Raw genomic sequence first — 19,589 nt, forward strand, 5'->3', positions numbered from 1 at the left:
TTAAAACCACTGTAGCACGTCATCATGACATTTCGCGTGCGCTACTGCGCATTACTCTTTAACGATAAATGCGTCAGCCACAAACGGGTATCAAACTCCAGCTGGTGGTACTGTGGCTCCATGTGGCAGCACAGGGAATAGAAGGCTTTGTCGTGCTCTTTCTCTTTCAGGTGCGCCAGCTCGTGCACCACGATCATCCGCAGAAAGGCTTCCGGCGCATTGCGAAAGACGGTCGCGACGCGGATCTCCGCTTTAGCCTTCAGCTTGCCGCCCTGCACGCGGGAGATGGCGGTATGCAGGCCGAGCGCGTTTTTCAGCACATGGATCTTATTGTCGTACATCACCTTGTTGATCGGCGGGGCGCTCTTAAGATACTGGTTTTTCAGATCCTGCGTATACTGCCAGAGGGCTTTGTCAGTCGCGAAATCATGCGTGCCCGGGTAGCGTTTTTCCAGCACCGCACCGAGCTTTCCCGCGGCAATCAGGTCACGAACCTGGGAAAGTAAATGCTCCGGATAGCCCTGGAGATAAGTCAGCTGGTTCATCAAAACCCCAAAATAGTGTGAAAACGGGTATACTCACGCACCCTTTTCAGGGATACGCCAAATTTTACCATTCAGGAGGGCCGATGAGCCACTTAGACAACGGTTTCCGTTCACTCAACCTTAAACGTTTCCCGGAAACGGACGACGTGAACCCGCTTCAGGCGTGGGAAGCGGCGGATGAATATCTGCTGCAACAGTTGGATGAGACTGAAATCAGCGGCCCGGTTCTGATCCTGAATGACGCGTTTGGCGCGCTGGCCTGCGCGCTGGCGGAACATGCGCCTTACAGTATCGGCGATTCTTACTTAAGCGAACTGGCGACGCGTGAAAACCTGCGCCATAACGACATCGAAGAGTCCAGCGTGAAGTTCCTCGACAGCACCGCGGACTACCCGCAGGCGCCGGGCGTGGTGCTGATTAAGGTGCCAAAAACCATGGCGCTGCTGGAGCAGCAACTGCGCGCGCTGCGTAAAGTCGTCACGCCAGAAACCCGCATTATCGCGGGTGCCAAAGCGCGTGATATTCACACCTCGACGCTGGAGCTGTTCGAGAAGGTCCTCGGCCCGACCACCACGACGCTTGCCTGGAAAAAAGCACGCCTGATCAACTGCACCTTCAGCGCACCGGCGCTGGCCGACGCGCCAGAAACGCTGAGCTGGAAACTGGAAGGTACCGACTGGACCATCCACAACCACGCGAACGTCTTTTCCCGTACCGGTCTGGATATCGGGGCGCGTTTCTTTATGGAACATCTGCCGGAAAATCTTGAGGGTGAGATTGTCGACCTGGGCTGCGGCAATGGCGTGATTGGCCTGACGCTGCTGGCGAAGAACCCGGAGGCCAGCGTGGTGTTCAGCGACGAATCGCCAATGGCGGTGGCCTCCAGCCGTCTGAACGTGGAAACTAACCTGCCTGAAGCGCTGGATCGCTGCGAGTTTATGATCAATAACGCGCTGTCGGGCGTAGAGCCTTTCCGCTTCAACGCGGTATTCTGTAACCCGCCGTTCCACCAGAAGCACGCCCTGACGGATAACGTCGCGTGGGAGATGTTCCACCACGCGCGCCGCTGCCTGAAAATCAACGGCGAGCTGTATATCGTGGCGAACCGCCACCTGGACTACTTCCACAAGCTGAAGAAGATTTTCGGCAACTGCGTCACCATTGCCACCAATAACAAATTCGTGGTGCTGAAATCGGTGAAGCTGGGGCGTCGTCGCTAAATAACCAGTGCAAGCTGGGTGCCCTGCGCAATCGCCCGCCGCGCATCCAGCTCCATCGCCACGTCGCACCCGCCGATCAAATGCACCGTTTTACCCGCTTCGCGCAGCGGATCGGCCAGATCGCGCTTTGGCTCCTGTCCGGCGCACAAAATCACATGATCCACGCGCAGCAGCTGCGGTTCACCACCGATCAGCACATGCAGCCCGTCGTCGTCGATCTTCTGGTAGCTCACCGCCGGGATCATCTTCACCCCGCGCGAGAGGAGGGTGGCGCGGTGGATCCAGCCAGTAGTTTTGCCCAGCCCTTCACCCGGCTTGCTGGCCTTACGCTGGAGCATCACGATCTGGCGCGGGCTTTTTGGCAGCTGCGGCCCTTCCGGGCGTAAACCGCCGGACTGACTGAGACTGGTATCAATGCCCCATTCCACGCAGAACTCAGCGATGTTCTGGCTGGTGGCTTCGCCCGGCTGGCTTAAATACATCGCGGTATCAAAACCGATCCCGCCGCAGCCGATAATCGCCACCTTCTCGCCAACCGGCGCTTTGTCGCGCAGCACGTCCAGATAGCTCAATACCTTCGGATGATCGATACCCTCGATCGCAGGGGTGCGCGGGGCGATCCCACTCGCGAGGATCACCTCGTCGAAACCGATCAGATCCGCCGCGCTGACAAACTGGTTAAGCCGCAGACCGACACCCGTCACCTCGATCATCCGGCGGTAGTAGCGCAGCGTTTCGTAGAACTCCTCTTTGCCGGGGATCTGTTTGGCGATATTAAACTGCCCGCCAATCTCCCCCTGCGCATCAAACAGCGTCACGCCGTGCCCGCGCGAGGCGGCATTCACCGCAAACGCCAGGCCCGCCGGGCCAGCGCCCACCACGGCCAGGCGTTTTTTATTGACCGTCGTAACCACCGGCATTTTGGTTTCATGGCAGGCGCGGGGGTTAACGAGGCAGGAGGTGACTTTGCCAGCGAAGATTTGATCCAGACAGGCCTGGTTACAGCCGATGCAGGTGTTGATCTCATCCGCACGGCCGCTTTGCGCTTTGGAGAGCAGTTCGGCATCCGCGAGGAACGGACGCGCCATCGAGACCATATCGGCGTCGCCGCGTGAGATCACATCGTCCGCCACCTGCGGGTCGTTAATGCGGTTAGTGGTCACCAGCGGAACGGAGACTTTGCCTTTCAGCTTGCGCGTTACCCAGCTGAACGCCGCACGCGGCACCGGCGTGGCGATGGTGGGGATGCGCGCTTCGTGCCAGCCAATCCCGGTGTTGATAATGGTGGCACCGGCGGCTTCAATTGCCTGCGCCAGCTGCACGGTTTCGTCGAAGGTGCCGCCGCCTTCCACCAGGTCGAGCATCGACAGGCGGAAGATGATAATAAAATCCGCACCCGCACGTTCACGCACCGCGCGCACCACCTCCACGGCAAAACGCATCCGGCGGGCATAGTCGCCACCCCATTCGTCGTCGCGCTGGTTGGTGCGTGCGGCGAGAAATTCGTTAATCAGATAGCCTTCAGAGCCCATCACCTCCACGCCGTCGTAGCCTGCTTCCCTTGCCAGCGCGGCGCAGCGGGCAAAATCGTCGATCAGCGCCAGGATCTCGTCGTGGCTAAGGGCGTGAGGAGTAAAGCGGTTAATCGGCGCCTGAATAGCCGAGGGGGCAACCAGGTTCGGTTGATAGCTGTAGCGCCCGGTATGCAGAATTTGCAGGGCGATTTTGCCGCCCTCGCGGTGGACCGCGTCGGTCACAATGCGGTGGTGCGACAGTTGTGACGCATCATTCAACACCGCGCCGCCCTCCATCGTCACCCCGGAAGGGGAAGGGGCTACGCCGCCGGTGACAATCAGCGCCACCCCGTGGCGCGCGCGTTCGGCATAGAAGGCTGCCAGACGTTCAGCCCCGTCCGGACGCTCCTCCAGCCCGGTGTGCATTGAGCCCATCAGCACGCGGTTTTTGAGGGTGATGAACCCCAGATCGAGAGGGGCGAATAACGACGGGTAGCGGCTCATAGTCTCTTCCAGTGTAAAATTATTGTTATGTGGTCGGATGAGTTACTAATTTAGCCAGCGGGGAGTAAAAGGGAAAAGGGGAATGCGGTGAATGTGATGGGATTCAAATATTGGTGTGGCCTGATGCCCTCTCCCTAAGGGAGAGGGGACTTAATCTCCCTCTCCCTTAGGGAGAGGGCCGGGGTGAGGGGGATGCCCGCACCAGCCCCGGTGCCTGCCACATCGACGTGGTCAGCCCGCTGTCCACCAGCCCGAGCTGGTCGGCGTACACCGCCTGCCATTTCTGCATCATGCCGTCGTACAGTTCCCGGTGCTGCGGGTTTGGCGTGAACTCGCGGCTCCACTTCACCAGCCGCTCGCCCGTCGAAGCCATATCCGCAAACAGCCCCGCGCCAGCTCCTGCGGCAATGGCACAGCCGAGCGCCGTTGCCTCTTTAACTTCCGGCACGCGCACCGGCAGGCCGGTAACGTCGCTTAAAATCTGACTCCACAGGGCGCCTTTGGCCCCGCCGCCCGCAAACACCAGACTCTCAAACGTCACGCCGGAGAAGCGCGAAATCTGCGCCAGGTTGCAGGCCGAGACGATCGCCGCGTTCTCCTCCAGAGCGCGGAACAGCGTCGCTTTGTTGCACTTTTCCGGGTCGATGGAGAGGTTAATAAACGACGGCGCGGCGTGGTACCACTGCTTAAAATGCATCGCGTCGGAGAAGATTGGCATTATGCCGTGGGAGCCCGCCGGGACGCGGCTCGCCATCTCTTCCAGCAGGGAATAGGTGTCCATCCCCATCCGCTCGGCAATCAGCTTCTCTTCGGCGCAGAAGGCGTCACGGAACCAGCGCATGGTCAGCCCGGTAAAGAAGCTGATCGACTCCGCCTGTGCCATGCCGGGGATGACGTGCGGGTTTACGCGGATGTTCATCTCAGGATCGGTGCGCACCTGCGGCAGGTTAACCACCTGCTGCCAGAAGGTGCCGCCCAGCACCGCCGTTTGTCCGGCGCGGACCACGCCCAGCCCCAGACAGCCCAGCTGCACGTCGCCGCCGCCCATCACCACCGGCGTGCCTTCACGCAGGCCGCACTGCTGCGCGGCCTGTCTGGTAATCGCGCCCAGCACGGTGCCGGTCTCTTTCACCGGGGAAAGGATATCGGCGCGCAGCCCGGCCATGTCGAGCAGCGCCGGACGCCAGTCGCGGGAGAAGAGATCCAGCATACCGGTGGTGCCCGCATTGGACGGGTCGACCGCCAGCTCGCCGGAGAGCTTCGCCGCCAGCCAGTCGCTGATCATGGTGATAGTCGCGGCCTTGCGGTAAATATCCGGACGGTGGTGCGCCAGCCACAGCAGGCGCGGCATGGCGCTCAGCGCCAGCGTCTGGCCGGAGACCTCATACACTTCGGATTCAAAACGGTAATCGTGGATCTCTTTGAGTTCAGCCACCTCGCGGCTGGCGCGGGCGTCGACGTTGGCGCAGGCCCAGATAGCCTCGCCGTTGCGGTCGTACAGCACAATCCCTTCGCGCATCGAACAGCAGGCGACGGACTGAATATCCGCCGCGCTAAGCCGTGCGCGCTCCAGCGCCTGCTGAATACACTGACAGGCCAGCCGCCAGTTGGTGTCGAGGTCGAACTCCATCGAGCCCGGCACGTTCTCCACGCTCAGGTGCTTCCACTCGGCCTGGCCAACGGCAATCTGGTTGCCCTGTAAATCGAAAATCACGGCGCGAACGCTGCCTGTCCCTGCATCTAACGCTAAAAGGTAACTCATGAGCTTGCCTCGCTGTTAGCGCAGGGCTGCTCTTATCCGGCCAGAGCCAGCACCGCGCGGGCTGTCGTCTCTTCCGTCACCAGGCCATTAATACGGCGACCTTTCAGTGCGGCATAAATCGCATCGGCTTTCTCTTCCCCTCCGGCCACGCCGACAATGGTGGGCAGCTGCGCCAGTTCATCGAGCGTGACGCCCAGTAATTCTTTGTGGATCTCCAGCTCCTCGACGCATTCACCTTCGGCATTGAGGAAATAGCCGAGGATATCGCCCACCGCGCCTTTACGGGCGTACATCAACTGTTCACCTTCGCTGATATAGCCGGAGCGCAGGATGGTGGCGTCACGGCGCTGGTTCACGGAACCAATGCCGACCACCGCCACGTCAGCGGCGGTCGCGGCGAGGATCACGTCCCGCACGCTGGTTTCGCGCTTTAAGATCCCGGCGACTTCAGCGGATGACACGCGAAGCGGGGCGGGGATCATGCTGACGCTACAGGCCGCATCCAGCTGGCCGATACCGGTCATATACGGCCCGACGCCGCCGGAGAGCGTCACCAGGCGGATCTGCTGCGAGCTGATAAAGCCGCTTAAGTGTTGCAGACTGCTCATGGTGGTTTCACCGAACCCCACCGCTAACAGCTGGCCGGGCTCCAGCACGCCCATCAGCGACTGCGCCGCGCCAATGCCCAGCCGCACGTTCATCGGCGGGGTATTCAGGGCAGGCATCACGCGCACCAGCTTCAGGCCAAAGCGCTGCTGTAGCTCGGTTTCCAGCGCCAGGCAGCCCTCGTAGCGGGAGTTGATCTGCACGCGGATCACCCCGGACTGACGGCCCTTCTCCAGCAGGCGGGAGATCTTCAGGCGCGGCAGCCCGAGCCGTTCGCCGATGTCGTTCTGGGTCAGCCCGTCGTGGTAGTAGCACCAGGCCACGCGCGCCACCAGCTCCTCTTCCGCCAGTGCCAGCCCGGCAAACCGTCCTTCTTCCGCAGTGCGTTTATCGCTCATAATTGAACTCTTATAAAAATTTAGATCATATGTTCGTGATGGCGCGACGTGAAAATGTGAGCCACGCGACAAAACGGATCATTTCGATCGATTCCGGTTTATCTAAATCTCAATCGATAAAATTGTGATCCCTGCACGGTTGTAAATATAGTTCACCGTCTACGCTTTTGAACATTATTAAATCTAAAAATCATTTGTTCAATAGCGGAGCGATGATGACACCACTTCTCGACGCGCGTGATATCAGCAAGCAGTTTTCAGGCGTGCCGGTCTTAAAAGGCATTGATTTCACGCTGCTTGCGGGGCAGGTGCATGCGCTGATGGGCGGTAACGGCGCGGGAAAATCGACGCTGATGAAGATCATCGCCGGGGTAGAAACCCCGGATAGCGGTGAACTTTTGGTGGCGGGTGAGTCTTTTACACGGCTTACCCCGGCTCAGGCGCACAGGTTAGGCATTTATCTGGTGCCGCAGGAGCCGCTGCTGTTTCCCAACCTGACGGTGCGGGAAAACATCCTGTTTCGTCTGCCGCGAGAGCGCGATCGGGAAAATCGTCTGGCGGAAAAACTCCGGCAATTGCAGTGCCAGCTTAACCTCGACGCCACCGCCAGCACCCTCGAGGTGGCTGACCAGCAGATGGTGGAGATCCTGCGCGGGCTGATGCGCAACGCCAGAATTCTGATCCTCGATGAACCCACGGCCTCGCTGACGCCCGGTGAAACCGAACGGCTGTTTCGCCAGATCCGCGCCTTGCAGGATCTTGGCGTCGGGATTGTTTTTATCTCGCATAAGCTGCCGGAGATTCGGCAACTGGCGAGTCACGTCTCGGTGATGCGCGACGGCGCCGTGGTGCTCAGCGGCGAAACCGCGCAGTTTGACGATAACGCCCTGATCGCCGCCATGACGCCGGTAAGCCGGGAGACCTCCCTGAGCGATACGCAAAAGCTGTGGCTGGCGCTGCCGGGCAACCGCCGCACCCAGGCGCAGGATTTTCCCGTGCTGCGGGTGGAGGATCTTACCGGGGAAGGGTTTATCGATCTCAGCCTTGAGATCTACGCCGGGGAGATCGTCGGCCTGGCCGGGTTGGTAGGCTCCGGGCGCACCGAGTTTGCCGAAACGCTCTACGGCCTGCGTCCGGTTCGCGGGGGGCGCGTCTGGCTGGAGAACCAGGAGATCACCACCGATCCGGTCAGTTCACGCCTGCAAAAAGGGCTGGTTTATCTGCCGGAAGACAGGCAGGTGTCCGGCCTGTTTCTCGACGCGCCGATCCGCTGGAACACCGTGGCGCTGAACGAGCCGTCGCTCTGGCAGCAGCGAAAGCGGGAGTCTGCGGTAGTGGAACGCTATCACCGGGCGCTGGGGATCAAGCTCAACCATGCGGATCAAACCGTGCGCACGCTCTCCGGTGGTAATCAGCAGAAGGTGCTGCTGGCGCGCTGTCTGGAGGCCAACCCGCTGCTGCTGATCGTCGATGAACCGACGCGCGGCGTGGACGTCTCGGCGCGCGCCGATATTTATCAGCTGCTGAAAAGCGTGGCGGCGCAGAACGTGGCGGTGCTGATGATCTCAAGCGATCTCGATGAGTTTCCCGGCCTCGCGGATCGGGTGCTGGTAATGCATCAGGGCGTGCTCAGCGGCGAGCTGCCGCGCCACGCCGTCAGCCTCGACCGGATGATGGCGCTGGCGTTTGGAGGGCAATCATGAAGATCTTACTGAAAAACCGCGAGCTGAGCGCGTTTCTCGCCATTCTGGCGCTGTTCGCCGTGCTGGTGGCGCTGAACCCGTCGTACCTGAGCTTACAGACGCTGGGGATGATCTTCGCCAGCTCGCAGATCCTGATCCTGCTGGCTATCGGCGCGGCGCTGGTGATGCTGACCCGCAATATTGACGTCTCCGTCGGCTCCACGGTCGGGTTGTCCGCCATTGCCGTCGGCGTGGCGCTTAACAGCGGCTACAGCCTGCCCGTTTCCATTCTCTTCGCGCTGTCGATCGGCGCGCTGGCCGGGGCGTTCAACGGTTTTCTGGTGGTGGGCCTGCGCATTCCGGCGATTGTCGCCACCCTCGGCACGCTGGGGCTTTATCGCGGGGCGATGCTGCTCTGGACCGGCGGGAAGTGGATTGAAGGGCTGCCGCCGGGGCTGAAATCCCTCTCTGAGCCTGCCGCCGTCGGTATTTCGCCGCTCGGCATGCTGGTGTTGATTATCGCGGCCACAGGCGCGTGGACGCTGTCGCGCACCGCCTTTGGACGTAATTTTTACGCCGTGGGGGATAACCTCACCGCCGCGCGCCAGCTGGGCGTGGCGGTGAACCGCACCCGCATGATCGCCTTTACCCTGAACGGCCTGCTGGCGGCCTGCGCCGGGATCGTCTTTGCCGCGCAGATAGGCTTCGTGCCCAACCAGACCGGCAGCGGGCTGGAGATGAAAGCCATCGCTGCCTGCGTGCTGGGGGGCATCTCGCTGCTGGGCGGCACCGGCACGCTGGTCGGTGCGTTCCTCGGCGCGTTCTTCCTCACCCAAATCGATACCGTGCTGGTGCTGTTCAGGCTCCCGGCGTGGTGGAACGACTTTATCGCCGGGCTGGTGCTGCTGGGCGTGCTGGTGCTCGACGGGCGTCTGCGTCAGGCACTGGCGCGGCATCAGCGGGCGCTGAAATACAGCCGTTTCCAGCCCGGTAACAAAGGGGGAAAGCACGTTACCCCGTTTCCCAAACGCAAAAAAGAGGTGGCGTAAATGAGGCTTAACTGGGAAAGCGCGCTGCTGATTTTACTGGTGCTGGAGATCCTGCTCTTCGGCGCCATCAACCCGCGCATGCTTGATATCAACATGCTGCTGTTCAGCACCAGCGACTTTATCTGCATTGGCATCGTGGCGCTGCCGCTTACGCTTGTAATTATCAGCGGCGGGATCGACATCTCCCTCGGCTCAACCATCGGCCTGTGCGCCATCGCGCTGGGGGTGATGATGCAGGCGGGGTGGCCCATGACGATCGCCGTTCCGCTGACGCTGCTGCTTGGCCTGCTGTGTGGGCTGGTGAATGCGGCGCTGATCCACTACACCGGCATTAGCCCTTTAGTCATTACCCTCGGCACGCTCTACCTCTACGGCGGCGGCGCGCTGCTGCTCTCCGGCATGGCGGGGGCGACGGGCTACGAGGGCATCGGCGGCTTCCCGGACAGCTTTACCGCCTTCGCTAACCTCACGGTACTGGGGCTGCCGATCCCGCTGGTGCTGTTCGCGGTGATTACCGCCTTCTTCTGGCTGATTACCCATCGCGGGCGCTTTGGCCGCCATCTGTTTTTAATCGGCCAGAATCCGCGCGCGGCGCGCTATGCGGCGCTGTCGGTGAACGGCATGCCCTACGCGCTGTACGGTCTGGTCGGCGTGGCGTCGGCGGTGGCCGCGCTGGTGATGGTCTCCTATTTCGGCTCTGCGCGTTCGGATCTGGGGCGCGATTTGCTGATGCCCGCGCTCACCGCCGCCGTACTCGGCGGGGCAAATATCTACGGCGGGTCAGGTTCTGTTGTCGGTACGGCGCTGGCGGCGCTGCTGGTGGGGTATCTCCAGCAGGGATTACAGATGGTCGGCATCCCCAACCAGGTGTCGAGCGCGCTGTCGGGGGCGCTACTGGTTGTGGTGGTAATGGGGCGTTCGCTGAGTCTGCACCGCGAATGGGTGCGATCTCTCTTCAGAAAACTATCCGGAGCGTAAGATGAAAACAAAACTGCTCGTCCTGGCAATGGCCCTCAGCTTCGCTTCGGCGCAGGCGGCGGACCGCATTGCCTTTATCCCGAAACTGGTAGGCGTGGGATTCTTCACCAGCGGCGGCAACGGTGCGAAAGAGGCGGGGAAAGATCTTGGCGTGGACGTGACCTACGACGGCCCGACCGAGCCGAGCGTCTCCGGTCAGGTGCAGCTCATCAATAACTTCGTTAATCAGGGCTATAACGCCATCATCGTCTCTGCCGTGTCACCGGACGGTCTCTGCCCGGCGCTGAAGCGCGCGATGCAGCGCGGCGTCAAGGTCCTGACCTGGGATTCCGACACCAAACCGGAGTGCCGCAGCATCTACATCAATCAGGGGACGCCGGAACAGCTGGGCGGCCTGCTGGTGGAGATGGCGGGCAAGCAGGTCACCAAACCGAACGCGAAAGTGGCGTTCTTCTACTCCAGCCCGACCGTCACCGACCAGAACCAGTGGGTGAAAGAGGCGAAGGCCAAAATCGAGAAAGATCATCCTCAGTGGCAGGTCGTCACCACCCAGTTTGGCTATAACGACGCCACCAAATCGTTGCAAACCGCCGAAGGGATCTTAAAGGCCTATCCGGATCTGGATGCGATCATCGCCCCGGACGCCAACGCCCTGCCGGCCGCGGCACAGGCGGCGGAAAACCTGAAACGGCAAGGGGTGGCGATTGTCGGCTTCAGCACGCCGAATGTGATGCGCCCGTACGTTGAGCGCGGCACGGTGAAAGCCTTCGGCCTGTGGGATGTGGTGCAACAGGGCAAAATTGCGGTCAATGTCGCCGATCGTTTGCTGAAAAAAGGCGATCTTAACGTCGGCGACAGCGTAGACGTGAAAAATATCGGGACGCTGAAGGTCGAGCCGAACAGCGTGCAGGGCTACCAGTATGAGGCGAAGGGCAACGGCATCGTGCTGCTGCCGGAGCGCGTGGTGTTCACCAAAGAGAACATCAGCAAATACGATTTCTGACGGGGGAGCAAATGGCTGATTTAGACGACATCAAAGACGGCAAGGATTTTGGCATCGGTACGCCGCAGCAGAATGTGCCGTACACCCTGAAGGGCTGCGGCTCGCTGGAGTGGGGTATGCAGTCGAGGCTTTCGCGCATTTTCAACCCGCAGAGCAACCGCACGGTGATGCTGGCCTTTGACCACGGTTACTTTCAGGGACCGACCACCGGCCTTGAGCGTATCGATCTCTCCATCGCGCCGCTGTTTGGCGAAACCGACGTGCTGATGTGTACCCGCGGCATCCTCAGGAGCCAGGTACCTGCCGCGACGAACAAACCGGTGGTGCTGCGCGCCTCCGGCGGTAACTCGATTCTGGGCGAACTGTCGAACGAGTGCGTGGCGGTGGCGATGGAAGACGCGCTGCGCCTGAACGTCTGCGCGGTGGCGGCGCAGGTGTACATCGGAAGCGAGTTTGAGCATCAGTCGATCAACAATATCATCAAGCTGGTCGATGCAGGGGCGCGCTACGGCATGCCGACGCTGGCGGTGACGGGCGTGGGGAAAGAGATGGCGCGTGACGCTCGGTATTTTTCGCTGGCAAGCCGCATCGCCGCCGAAATGGGGGCGCAGTTCGTCAAAACCTACTATGTGGACGAGGGCTTTGAAAAAGTGACCGCCAGCTGCCCGGTGCCGATCGTTATCGCGGGGGGCAAAAAGCTGCCGGAGCACGAGGCGCTGGAGATGTGCTGGCGGGCGATTGACCAGGGCGCGTCCGGCGTGGACATGGGGCGCAACATCTTCCAGTCCAGCGCGCCGCTCGCCATGCTGAAGGCGGTGAAGAAAGTGGTTCACGAGAACTGGAATGCCCGCGATGCGTTCCAGTTCTGGCAGGAAGAGAAACAGGGAGAAGCAAAATGAACGTGACGCTGGTGGAGATCAACATTAAGCCCGAGCGGGTGGACGAGTTTCTGGAGGTATTTCGCGCCAACCACGAGGGGGCGATCAAGGAGCCGGGCAACCTGCGCTTCGACGTATTGCAGGACCCGCGGGTGAAAACCCGGTTCTTTATCTACGAAGCCTATAAAGACGAAGAGGCGGTGCTGGCGCATAAGCAAACCCCGCACTATCTCGCGTGCGTGGATAAGCTGGAGGAGCTGATGTCGGAGCCGCGCAAAAAACGCAGCTTTGTCGGATTGTTGCCGGAGTAGCGGATTTGCCTGGTGGCGCTGCGCTTACCGGGCCTACGGGTACGGGGGGTGTTGATTTTGTAGGCCGGGTAAGCGCAGCGCCACCAGGCGTTGTTCACGCCAGCTCCAGCAACTGAATACGCGCCGTCGCGCCCGGCATCAGCTTTTGCAGATTGCTCACCAGCTCATCGCCAGCTTCCTGTAATGCCGCCAGCGGCATCGACGGCAGGCTTTCGAGAATAAACCACATGGACTGCGCCTGGCTGTCCAGACGCGTGCGTATCCCCTGTCGCCAGTTCCAGCGGCGGCAGGTGATGCCAAGATCGTCACGCCAGATAACTTCGCCTGGCTCCGGATTTTCGACTACCGGCTCACCCTCTTTGAGGGTATCAAACGGCTCGCTGCCGTCGGCCAGCGTCAGGCGCGGCGCTCCCGAGTAAGCCGCCAGATTTTCTCCCCCTACCGGAATAGCGTAGCGGATACTGATGGCATTATAGATATCCACCACCGGGTCGAGCGGCGGCAGCGAACCGTCTCTCATCACGCGCTTGCGCAGGGCCGAGGCCGAGCAGGGCGTACGTTTGGGTTTTGCACCAAAGGCTTTAAACACCTCATCCCAGGCGGCGAGATGATTTTCTGCCCAGGGCACATCATCATTGAGCATCTGCTGGCAGGCCTGCGCCAGCGCAGCGGGCGCAACCTCCGGTTGGGTAATCGGGGCAGCTTCAACCAGAATGCTCAGCGCCCGAAAGCCGGGCGCGATCCCGACAAGTCGCGAATCTATTGACGGTGTTACAAGAGACATAAATAATCCTGTATTGACTGTTTTATACCATGGTAGTGACCAATGACTGATAAAGTCAATATAATGACCGATGCGGGTGCCGATGTTGCCCAGGTAAGCCTGGCCGTCGCGAACCGTATCCGCAGCTGGCGGAAAGAGAAAAAACTGTCGCTGGACGAGCTTTCTCGCCGCGCCAGCGTCAGCAAAGGCATGCTGGTAGAGATCGAAAAAGGGGCTGCCAACCCCAGCATTGCCATTCTGTGTAAACTGGCCGCCGCGCTTGGCGTCTCGGTGGCAGATATCGTTAACGTCTCCAGCGAGCCGCAGATACACATTATTCAGGAAGAGGCGATCCCGGTTCTGTGGCAGGGCGCACAGGGCGGTTACGCCAGATTGCTGGCAGGCACCGCAGGCCCGGATATGATTGAGCTGTGGCAGTGGGAGATGCATCCGGGAGAAACGTTCACCTCTCCGGGACATCCGGCGGGAACGTTTGAGCTGCTGCACGTGAACGAAGGCATGTTAACCCTGACGGTGGACGAGACGGTAACGCAGGTAGCTGCCGGGGCGTCGGCGGTGGCGAAAACGGAAGCGGCGCACGGCTATGCCAATGAAAGCGATACCGTGCTTCGCTTCACCATGACGGTGGCAGAGTTTCACCGATAAAAAGCAGCCCGGTGGCGCTACGCTTACCGGGCTTGCATATGCAGTATGTTGTAGGCCGGGAAAGCGTAGCGCCACCCGGCTTTTTTTACGCCTCTTCCACACTCACCCGCAGCGCCGCCAGCGCCTTACGCGCCGCCTTCAGCACCTGCTCACACTGCTCAATGGTGAGCGTCAACGGTGGTTCAATGCGGATAGTTTTCGAGTTGTTAAGCGTTCCCGCCACCAGTACCCGCTGGCGGAACATCTCGCTTGCGAAGCTATAACCGGTTTCGTTATCAACGAACTCAATCGCCATCAGCATCCCTTTCCCGCGCGCATCCTGTACCAGATCCGGGTATTCCCGGCCCAGCTGGCGGAAGCCGTCCAGCAGCATGTCGCCTTTCTGCTCCGCCTGCGCAGGCAGGTTTTGCTCCAGCAGCACGTTGATGGTCGCCAGCGCGGCCGCGCAGGCCAGCGGGTTACCGCCAAAGGTGGTGGTATGCAGGAATGGATTGTCGAACAGCACCGAGAACACCTCTTCAGTGGCGACCGTTGCGCCAATCGGCATCACGCCGCCGCCGAGCGCTTTTGCCAGGCACAGAATATCCGGCTGAACGTTCTCATGCTCACAGGCGAACATCTTGCCGGTGCGCCCCATCCCGGTCTGCACTTCGTCGAGGATCAGCAGCGCGCCAAACTCATCGCACAGCTGACGCACGGCGGGCAGATAGCCCTGCGGCGGGAGGATCACGCCGCCTTCACCCTGAATCGGCTCCAGGATCACCGCCGCCACGTCGTCGCCGGTTTTACGGCATTCGCCGAGCATGGTGCGCATGGCGTTGATGTCGCCGAACGGTACGTGGCGGAAGCCCGGCAGCAGCGGCATAAACGGTTTGCGGAAAGTGGATTTAGCGGTCGCCGACAGCGCGCCCAGGGATTTCCCGTGGAACGCGCCGCTGGTGGCGATAAAGGTAAATTTCCCGCGTGGCGACTGGTACGCTTTGGCGAGTTTAATCGCCGCTTCGACCGATTCGGTGCCGCTGTTGCTGAAGAAGCTGTATTTCAGTTTGCCGGGCGTTAAGGCTGCCAGCGTTTTCGCGAGCATGGCGCGAAGCGGATCGAGCAGTTCCTGGCTATGGAGAGGTTGTTTCGCAAGTTGATTCTGTACGGCGGAAACCACAACTGGATTACGGTGCCCCACGTTGAAAATACCAAAACCACCCAGGCAATCGATAAACTCCTGTCCCTGGGTGTCGACAAGCGTATTCAGACTGCCCGCTTGCCACTCTACGGCTCCGTAATCCCCGCCGGCGGTAACAGATTTGCGATACTCCAGAAAACCAGGATTCACATGCTCTTTAAAGTAATCAATGACCTCACGGTTAAGTTGTTTCATCTCCTCATGATCAAGCGTTCGCTTTTCAATGAGATTCAGTGCGTGCGCGGTACAGGCAAGAGCCGAGGCGCTGGAAGGTAACCTGTTCAAAATATGCTCCCGGGGATCGCGTATCACATGATACTGAGTTAATTATTGCAGGGATTACGCCACCTCAGATGCCTTAACAAAAATCGGGATAAACGCCAGGTGAAATCAAATTTGCACAATATTTAATCATGCCATTGCGCGCCGCACGGGATAAGGGATAACGAGCCGGGGATGGGGTGTCGTCAATTGCACTACTTCAGGGCAGGAAATGCGCCTTAAGTGTGCGCCGGGGGATCATGCTTTGTAGGTAGTTTCGTCTCGAAAGTATTTTAAATCAATTAATTAGAAAAACGCACGAAAAGTGCGGTTTAACCGAGATTTGCGATCTCAATCATATTTAACAACTAAAGATAAATTTTTTATCGCCGAAAAAACATAAGCCACAAAATTAACATTCAAATAACCTGCAAGGGATGCTCACTATGTCCTCTCCTGACTATGTCACCCAGAATGAATATCCGCTGGACGATGACACCACGCTTATGTCGACCACCGACCTCCACAGCTACATGACCCACACTAACGACACCTTTGTGCAAGTGAGCGGCTTTACGCTCCAGGAGCTGCTCGGGCAACCGCACAACATTGTGCGCCATCCGGATATGCCGAAAGCGGCTTTTGCCGACATGTGGTACACGCTGCAAAAGGGCGAACCCTGGAGCGGGATTGTCAAAAACCGACGTAAAAATGGCGATCACTATTGGGTACGCGCCAATGCGGTACCGATGGTGCGTAACGGCCAGATGACGGGCTATATGTCCATTCGTACCCGCGCCACCGAGGACGAGGTCGCCGCAGTGGAGCCGCTTTATAAGGCGCTCAACGAAGGACGTAGCAAAAAACGCATTCATAAAGGGCTGGTGGTGCGCAAAGGCTGGCTCGGCAAATTACCGGCGATGCCGCTGCGCTGGCGCGTGCGCAGCGTAATGGCGGTACTTTTTGCGGTGATGGCCGCAACGCTGGTTGCCAGTGCCGCGGGCTGGGCTTCGCTGGTGGCGGCAGCCGTGGTGATGCTGCTTGGCACCCTGGTGTTTGAGCAACAGATTGTCCGCCCGGTGGAAAACGTCGCACGGCAGGCGCTCAGGGTCGCTACCGGAGAGCGTAACAGCGTGCAGCATCTTGACCGCAGCGATGAACTGGGGCTAACGCTGCGGGCCGTCGGACAGCTGGGGCTGATGTGCCGCTGGTTGATCAACGACGTCTCCAGCCAGGTGATGAGCGTGCGCGACGGTAGCGACAGGCTGGCGCAGGGCAATGAAGATCTCAACGACCGCACGCGCCAGACCGTGGCTAACGTTCAGCAGACCGTGGCAACAATGAACCAGATGGCGGCGTCGGTGCAGAGTAACTCTGAGACCGCAGCCGAAGTCGACAAGCTGTCGATGGCCGCCAGCAGCGCGGCCACGCAGGGGGGCACCGCGATGCAGACCGTGGTGAAAACCATGGATGACATTGCCGACAGTACCCAGCGCATTGGCTCTATTACCTCGCTTATCAATGACATTGCCTTCCAGACCAATATTCTGGCGCTGAACGCCGCGGTTGAGGCGGCACGCGCGGGCGAGCAGGGGAAAGGCTTTGCGGTGGTGGCGGGCGAAGTGCGTCATCTTGCCAGCCGCAGCGCGAATGCAGCTAACGATATTCGTAAGCTGATCGACGCCAGCGCCAGCAAAGTGCAGTCGGGCGCCGATCAGGTCCACGCCGCGGGACGTACCATGGATGATATTGTCGAGCAGGTGAAAAACGTCACGCAGCTTATCGCGCAGATCAGCCACGCCACCTCAGAGCAGGCGACAGGCCTGACAGAGCTGACCCGTGCCGTGGCAGAGCTGGACAGCATTACGCAGAAAAATGCTGACCTGGTCGAAGAGAGCGCGCAGATTTCCGCGATGGTTAAGCACCGGGCCGGACGTCTTGAAGATGCGGTTACCGTGCTGCATTAAGAAATGCATGCTTCGATAAAGCCGTTTATTCCTCCGGGGTAAACGGCTTTTTTGTTTTTCAGAATAAGTTATGTTGTTAATGAAATATTAAGTAACTAAAAAAAGCACCCGTTTTTTAATTGCTACGCCCCGGATTTATTGAAAGTGGGAAATAAAAAAACGATCAAAGTCATAAAGTTAGAGAGTTTCCTGTCGATAACAGCGATCGTCTGAGAAATAATCACATCGATGGGGTAAATATGTTCATACATGACGTAAAGATCGGCACGAAATTATTTCTGGCGTTTGGATTATTTATTGTCCTGATGGTCGTCAGCGCAAGCTTGTCTCTGATGAGCCTGAATCGGGCAAACAATGGAATGCAAACCATCCTTACCAGCGATTATCCAACGACGGTAAAAGCGAACCAGTTAATCGACAACTTCCAGGAATTTATCAGCACGCAGCAGCTCATGCTGCTGGACGAACAGGGGACGTACACGGCGCAATCAGAGCAGCGTCTGAAGGCGATCAGCGAGCGCATCGCCGCAATCCTGAGCGAGCTGGACAACGCTCTCAAGGATAAAAAATCCCAACAGGTGCTGGCCGATATCCACGGCGTGCGCCAGCAATATCTTGACTCGCGCTACCGCATTTTGCAGGCCGTGCAGAATAACGACCGTGCGGGCGCGATAAACGAAATGATGACCAACACCCTGAACCTGCAACAGTCCTATAAAGCGAAAGTGCAGGCGTTGATTGCGATCCAGGACCATGAAATGCAGAGTGCGGGCGAGCAGGTGGAAGGTGATTTCCGCACCAATCGTCTCCTGCTGATCCTGATTACGCTTTTCAGCGTCGCGGCAGCCAGCCTGACTGGCTGGTTCATTGTGCGATCCATTACCCGCCCGCTGAACGACGCGGTGAATTTTGCGGAGGCCATTGCCGATGGCGATCTCACCGGCAGCATTACCTCGCACGGTAAAGATGAAACCGGACTGCTACTCACCGCACTGATGGAGATGAAAACGCGCCTGCTGGAGATTGTGCAGCAGGTGCAAACCGGATCGGAAAACATCTCCAGCGCCGCCGCGCAGATTGTCGCGGGCAACCAGGATCTGGCTGCCCGCACGGAGGAGCAGGCCAGTTCCGTTGAACAGACGGCCGCGTCGATGGAGCAGATCACCGCTACGGTGAAGAATACCGCGTCCCACACCGGAGAAGCGACGAACCTGTCTGCCGATGCGGCTGCTGTGGTCAAAAACAACGGCGAGATGATGAAGCAGGTCACCAGCAAGATGCGCCTGATCAACGAAACATCGAACAGGATGTCCGACATTATCGACCTGATCGACGCCATTGCCTTCCAGACTAATATTCTGGCGCTGAACGCGGCGGTCGAAGCGGCGCGCGCGGGTGAGCATGGTCGTGGCTTTGCGGTGGTGGCGGGCGAGGTACGTCAGCTCGCGCAGAAAAGTGCAACATCCGCAAGTGAGATCCGCCAGCTGATTGAAAGCTCCACAAGCCAGACGCAGGACGGCATGAACCTTGTGGAGAAGGCCAGCGGGCTTATCAACGGCATGGTCGGCAACGTGGAAGAGATGGACGTCATCCTGCGTGAGATTCGCCAGGCCAGCCACGAACAGACGGAAGGCATCTCGCAGATCAACAGCGCGATTGGCCTGATAGACGCCACCACCCAACAGAACTCCGCGCTGGTGGAGGAGTCCGTTGCGGCGGCGGCATCCCTTAACGAACAGGCCATGCACCTGAAAGAGCTGGTCCGCGTGTTCCGCGTGAGCGACGGCGTGCTGGCTTAATCCAGCTGGGAGATCTCCAGTGCCGCGCGGTCAATCACGCCGATAATCTGTTTTAACTGCGCGTCGCTGAGCTCTCCCTGATTAACCTTCAGATCCAGAACCGCTTTGAAGTTATCCAGCGCCCGCTTCATCTGCGGGTTTTTGCGCAGCTGGAAACCGACGGAGCGCGCCTTGATACGCGTCTGGATCTGCTCCAGCTGTTCCCGGTTATCTTCCAGCCACTGTTCTCCGGCGGCGTTAATCGCAATCCGCTTACGGCCGTTCTCTTCTTCGGTAATGGTGATAAGCGCCTGATCCTGCAAGTAATCCAGCGTCGGATAGATCACGCCAGGGCTTGGCGTGTAATGTCCCTGCGTCAGGTTCTCGATCTCTTTGATCAGCTCATAACCATGGCTCGCGTTGCGGGTCAGGATATCCAGGATCACCAGCCGCAGATCGCCATGACCAAAAAATCGTGGCCGGCGTCCGCCGCCGTCGTGTTCGTGTCGCATGTTTCTTCCTCA

17 protein-coding genes are annotated in these 19,589 nt (G+C 59.4%); 10 read left to right on the forward strand and 7 right to left on the reverse strand.

The window, feature by feature from the left end; all coding sequences use genetic code 11:
* Positions 1-41: 41 nt before the first annotated feature.
* Positions 42-545 (reverse strand): YgjP-like metallopeptidase domain-containing protein, encoded by a 504-nt coding sequence (locus tag ACOTXL_RS12795; protein ID WP_003862622.1) that lies wholly within the window; start codon positions 543-545, stop codon positions 42-44.
* 83 nt (positions 546-628) lie between these two features.
* Between ACOTXL_RS12795 and rlmG the strand changes: the two genes are divergently transcribed.
* Positions 629-1,765, forward strand: a complete 1,137-nt coding sequence (gene rlmG, locus ACOTXL_RS12800) for a 23S rRNA (guanine(1835)-N(2))-methyltransferase RlmG (protein WP_003862620.1) — start codon at positions 629-631, stop codon at positions 1,763-1,765.
* On the opposite strand, the gene ACOTXL_RS12805 is transcribed toward rlmG, so the two are convergent.
* The 3 genes from ACOTXL_RS12805 to lsrR form a co-directional block, all read right to left on the reverse strand.
* Entirely contained in the window at positions 1,762-3,783 is a 2,022-nt protein-coding gene (locus ACOTXL_RS12805; RefSeq protein WP_045350485.1) for an NADPH-dependent 2,4-dienoyl-CoA reductase, read from the reverse strand. The two genes, rlmG and ACOTXL_RS12805, sit on opposite strands and share 4 nt — an antisense overlap.
* Positions 3,784-3,949: 166 nt before the next feature.
* Complete coding sequence (gene lsrK, locus ACOTXL_RS12810; RefSeq protein ID WP_045350484.1) at positions 3,950-5,545, reverse strand: autoinducer-2 kinase; 1,596 nt, start codon at positions 5,543-5,545, stop codon at positions 3,950-3,952.
* 32 nt (positions 5,546-5,577) lie between these two features.
* Entirely contained in the window at positions 5,578-6,549 is a 972-nt protein-coding gene (gene lsrR / locus ACOTXL_RS12815) for a transcriptional regulator LsrR (RefSeq protein WP_023295481.1), read from the reverse strand.
* Positions 6,550-6,764: 215 nt separating this feature from the next.
* On the opposite strand from lsrR, the gene lsrA reads away from it, so the two are divergent.
* The 6 genes from lsrA to lsrG are packed head-to-tail and all read left to right on the forward strand — an operon-like array spanning position 6,765 to position 12,450.
* Complete coding sequence (lsrA, locus tag ACOTXL_RS12820; protein ID WP_045350482.1) at positions 6,765-8,252, forward strand: autoinducer 2 ABC transporter ATP-binding protein LsrA; 1,488 nt, start codon at positions 6,765-6,767, stop codon at positions 8,250-8,252.
* The gene (lsrC, locus tag ACOTXL_RS12825) at positions 8,249-9,280 is read left to right on the forward strand and encodes an autoinducer 2 ABC transporter permease LsrC (RefSeq protein ID WP_045335764.1); all 1,032 of its coding nucleotides are present in this window, start codon (positions 8,249-8,251) and stop codon (positions 9,278-9,280) included. The genes lsrA and lsrC overlap by 4 nt, the downstream gene beginning before the upstream one ends.
* Positions 9,281-10,258 (forward strand): autoinducer 2 ABC transporter permease LsrD, encoded by a 978-nt coding sequence (gene lsrD / locus ACOTXL_RS12830; protein ID WP_045350481.1) that lies wholly within the window; start codon positions 9,281-9,283, stop codon positions 10,256-10,258. It abuts the gene before it with no gap.
* 1 nt (position 10,259) lies between these two features.
* Positions 10,260-11,261 carry an autoinducer 2 ABC transporter substrate-binding protein LsrB gene (gene lsrB / locus ACOTXL_RS12835; protein ID WP_045335760.1) on the forward strand — a complete coding sequence of 334 codons (1,002 nt, stop codon included), beginning with the start codon at positions 10,260-10,262 and terminating at the stop codon, positions 11,259-11,261.
* Positions 11,262-11,272: 11 nt separating this feature from the next.
* Positions 11,273-12,160 carry a 3-hydroxy-5-phosphonooxypentane-2,4-dione thiolase gene (gene lsrF / locus ACOTXL_RS12840; protein ID WP_045350480.1) on the forward strand — a complete coding sequence of 296 codons (888 nt, stop codon included), beginning with the start codon at positions 11,273-11,275 and terminating at the stop codon, positions 12,158-12,160.
* Positions 12,157-12,450, forward strand: coding sequence for a (4S)-4-hydroxy-5-phosphonooxypentane-2,3-dione isomerase (gene lsrG, locus ACOTXL_RS12845; RefSeq protein WP_003862606.1), 294 nt, complete (start codon positions 12,157-12,159; stop codon positions 12,448-12,450). The genes lsrF and lsrG overlap by 4 nt, the downstream gene beginning before the upstream one ends.
* Positions 12,451-12,544: 94 nt before the next feature.
* Here the strand turns inward: lsrG and ACOTXL_RS12850 are convergent, their stop codons facing one another.
* Entirely contained in the window at positions 12,545-13,234 is a 690-nt protein-coding gene (locus ACOTXL_RS12850; protein WP_045350479.1) for a B3/4 domain-containing protein, read from the reverse strand.
* A 42-nt stretch (positions 13,235-13,276) separates the two neighbouring features.
* Between ACOTXL_RS12850 and ACOTXL_RS12855 the strand changes: the two genes are divergently transcribed.
* Entirely contained in the window at positions 13,277-13,879 is a 603-nt protein-coding gene (locus tag ACOTXL_RS12855; protein WP_023314879.1) for a helix-turn-helix domain-containing protein, read from the forward strand.
* Positions 13,880-13,964: 85 nt separating this feature from the next.
* On the opposite strand, the gene ygjG is transcribed toward ACOTXL_RS12855, so the two are convergent.
* On the reverse strand, positions 13,965-15,344 hold the full coding sequence (gene ygjG / locus ACOTXL_RS12860; RefSeq protein WP_022651884.1) for a putrescine aminotransferase: 1,380 nt from the start codon (positions 15,342-15,344) through the stop codon (positions 13,965-13,967).
* A gap of 422 nt (positions 15,345-15,766) precedes the next feature.
* Between ygjG and ACOTXL_RS12865 the strand changes: the two genes are divergently transcribed.
* A complete protein-coding gene (locus ACOTXL_RS12865) occupies positions 15,767-17,287 on the forward strand; it encodes a methyl-accepting chemotaxis protein (RefSeq protein WP_045350478.1) in 1,521 nt (506 codons plus the stop codon).
* Between the two features lie 239 nt (positions 17,288-17,526).
* Entirely contained in the window at positions 17,527-19,086 is a 1,560-nt protein-coding gene (locus tag ACOTXL_RS12870) for a methyl-accepting chemotaxis protein (protein WP_022651882.1), read from the forward strand.
* On the opposite strand, the gene ACOTXL_RS12875 is transcribed toward ACOTXL_RS12870, so the two are convergent.
* On the reverse strand, positions 19,083-19,577 hold the full coding sequence (locus ACOTXL_RS12875; RefSeq protein ID WP_003862595.1) for a PadR family transcriptional regulator: 495 nt from the start codon (positions 19,575-19,577) through the stop codon (positions 19,083-19,085). The two genes, ACOTXL_RS12870 and ACOTXL_RS12875, sit on opposite strands and share 4 nt — an antisense overlap.
* Positions 19,578-19,589 lie beyond the last annotated feature (12 nt).

This window comes from Enterobacter cloacae complex sp. IR5402 (assembly GCF_049238125.1).
Taxonomy (GTDB): domain Bacteria; phylum Pseudomonadota; class Gammaproteobacteria; order Enterobacterales; family Enterobacteriaceae; genus Enterobacter; species Enterobacter hormaechei_C.

What these genes read in the sequence shown, in the direction of transcription:
- ACOTXL_RS12795 (WP_003862622.1), bottom strand. Translation starts at nt 545, where the DNA reads ATGAACCAGCTGACTTATCTCCAGGGCTATCCGGAGCATTTACTTTCC.
- rlmG (WP_003862620.1), top strand. Translation starts at nt 629, where the DNA reads ATGAGCCACTTAGACAACGGTTTCCGTTCACTCAACCTTAAACGTTTC.
- ACOTXL_RS12805 (WP_045350485.1), bottom strand. Translation starts at nt 3,783, where the DNA reads ATGAGCCGCTACCCGTCGTTATTCGCCCCTCTCGATCTGGGGTTCATC.
- lsrK (WP_045350484.1), bottom strand. Translation starts at nt 5,545, where the DNA reads ATGAGTTACCTTTTAGCGTTAGATGCAGGGACAGGCAGCGTTCGCGCC.
- lsrR (WP_023295481.1), bottom strand. Translation starts at nt 6,549, where the DNA reads ATGAGCGATAAACGCACTGCGGAAGAAGGACGGTTTGCCGGGCTGGCA.
- lsrA (WP_045350482.1), top strand. Translation starts at nt 6,765, where the DNA reads ATGACACCACTTCTCGACGCGCGTGATATCAGCAAGCAGTTTTCAGGC.
- lsrC (WP_045335764.1), top strand. Translation starts at nt 8,249, where the DNA reads ATGAAGATCTTACTGAAAAACCGCGAGCTGAGCGCGTTTCTCGCCATT.
- lsrD (WP_045350481.1), top strand. Translation starts at nt 9,281, where the DNA reads ATGAGGCTTAACTGGGAAAGCGCGCTGCTGATTTTACTGGTGCTGGAG.
- lsrB (WP_045335760.1), top strand. Translation starts at nt 10,260, where the DNA reads ATGAAAACAAAACTGCTCGTCCTGGCAATGGCCCTCAGCTTCGCTTCG.
- lsrF (WP_045350480.1), top strand. Translation starts at nt 11,273, where the DNA reads ATGGCTGATTTAGACGACATCAAAGACGGCAAGGATTTTGGCATCGGT.
- lsrG (WP_003862606.1), top strand. Translation starts at nt 12,157, where the DNA reads ATGAACGTGACGCTGGTGGAGATCAACATTAAGCCCGAGCGGGTGGAC.
- ACOTXL_RS12850 (WP_045350479.1), bottom strand. Translation starts at nt 13,234, where the DNA reads ATGTCTCTTGTAACACCGTCAATAGATTCGCGACTTGTCGGGATCGCG.
- ACOTXL_RS12855 (WP_023314879.1), top strand. Translation starts at nt 13,277, where the DNA reads ATGACTGATAAAGTCAATATAATGACCGATGCGGGTGCCGATGTTGCC.
- ACOTXL_RS12865 (WP_045350478.1), top strand. Translation starts at nt 15,767, where the DNA reads ATGTCCTCTCCTGACTATGTCACCCAGAATGAATATCCGCTGGACGAT.
- ACOTXL_RS12870 (WP_022651882.1), top strand. Translation starts at nt 17,527, where the DNA reads ATGTTCATACATGACGTAAAGATCGGCACGAAATTATTTCTGGCGTTT.
- ACOTXL_RS12875 (WP_003862595.1), bottom strand. Translation starts at nt 19,577, where the DNA reads ATGCGACACGAACACGACGGCGGCGGACGCCGGCCACGATTTTTTGGT.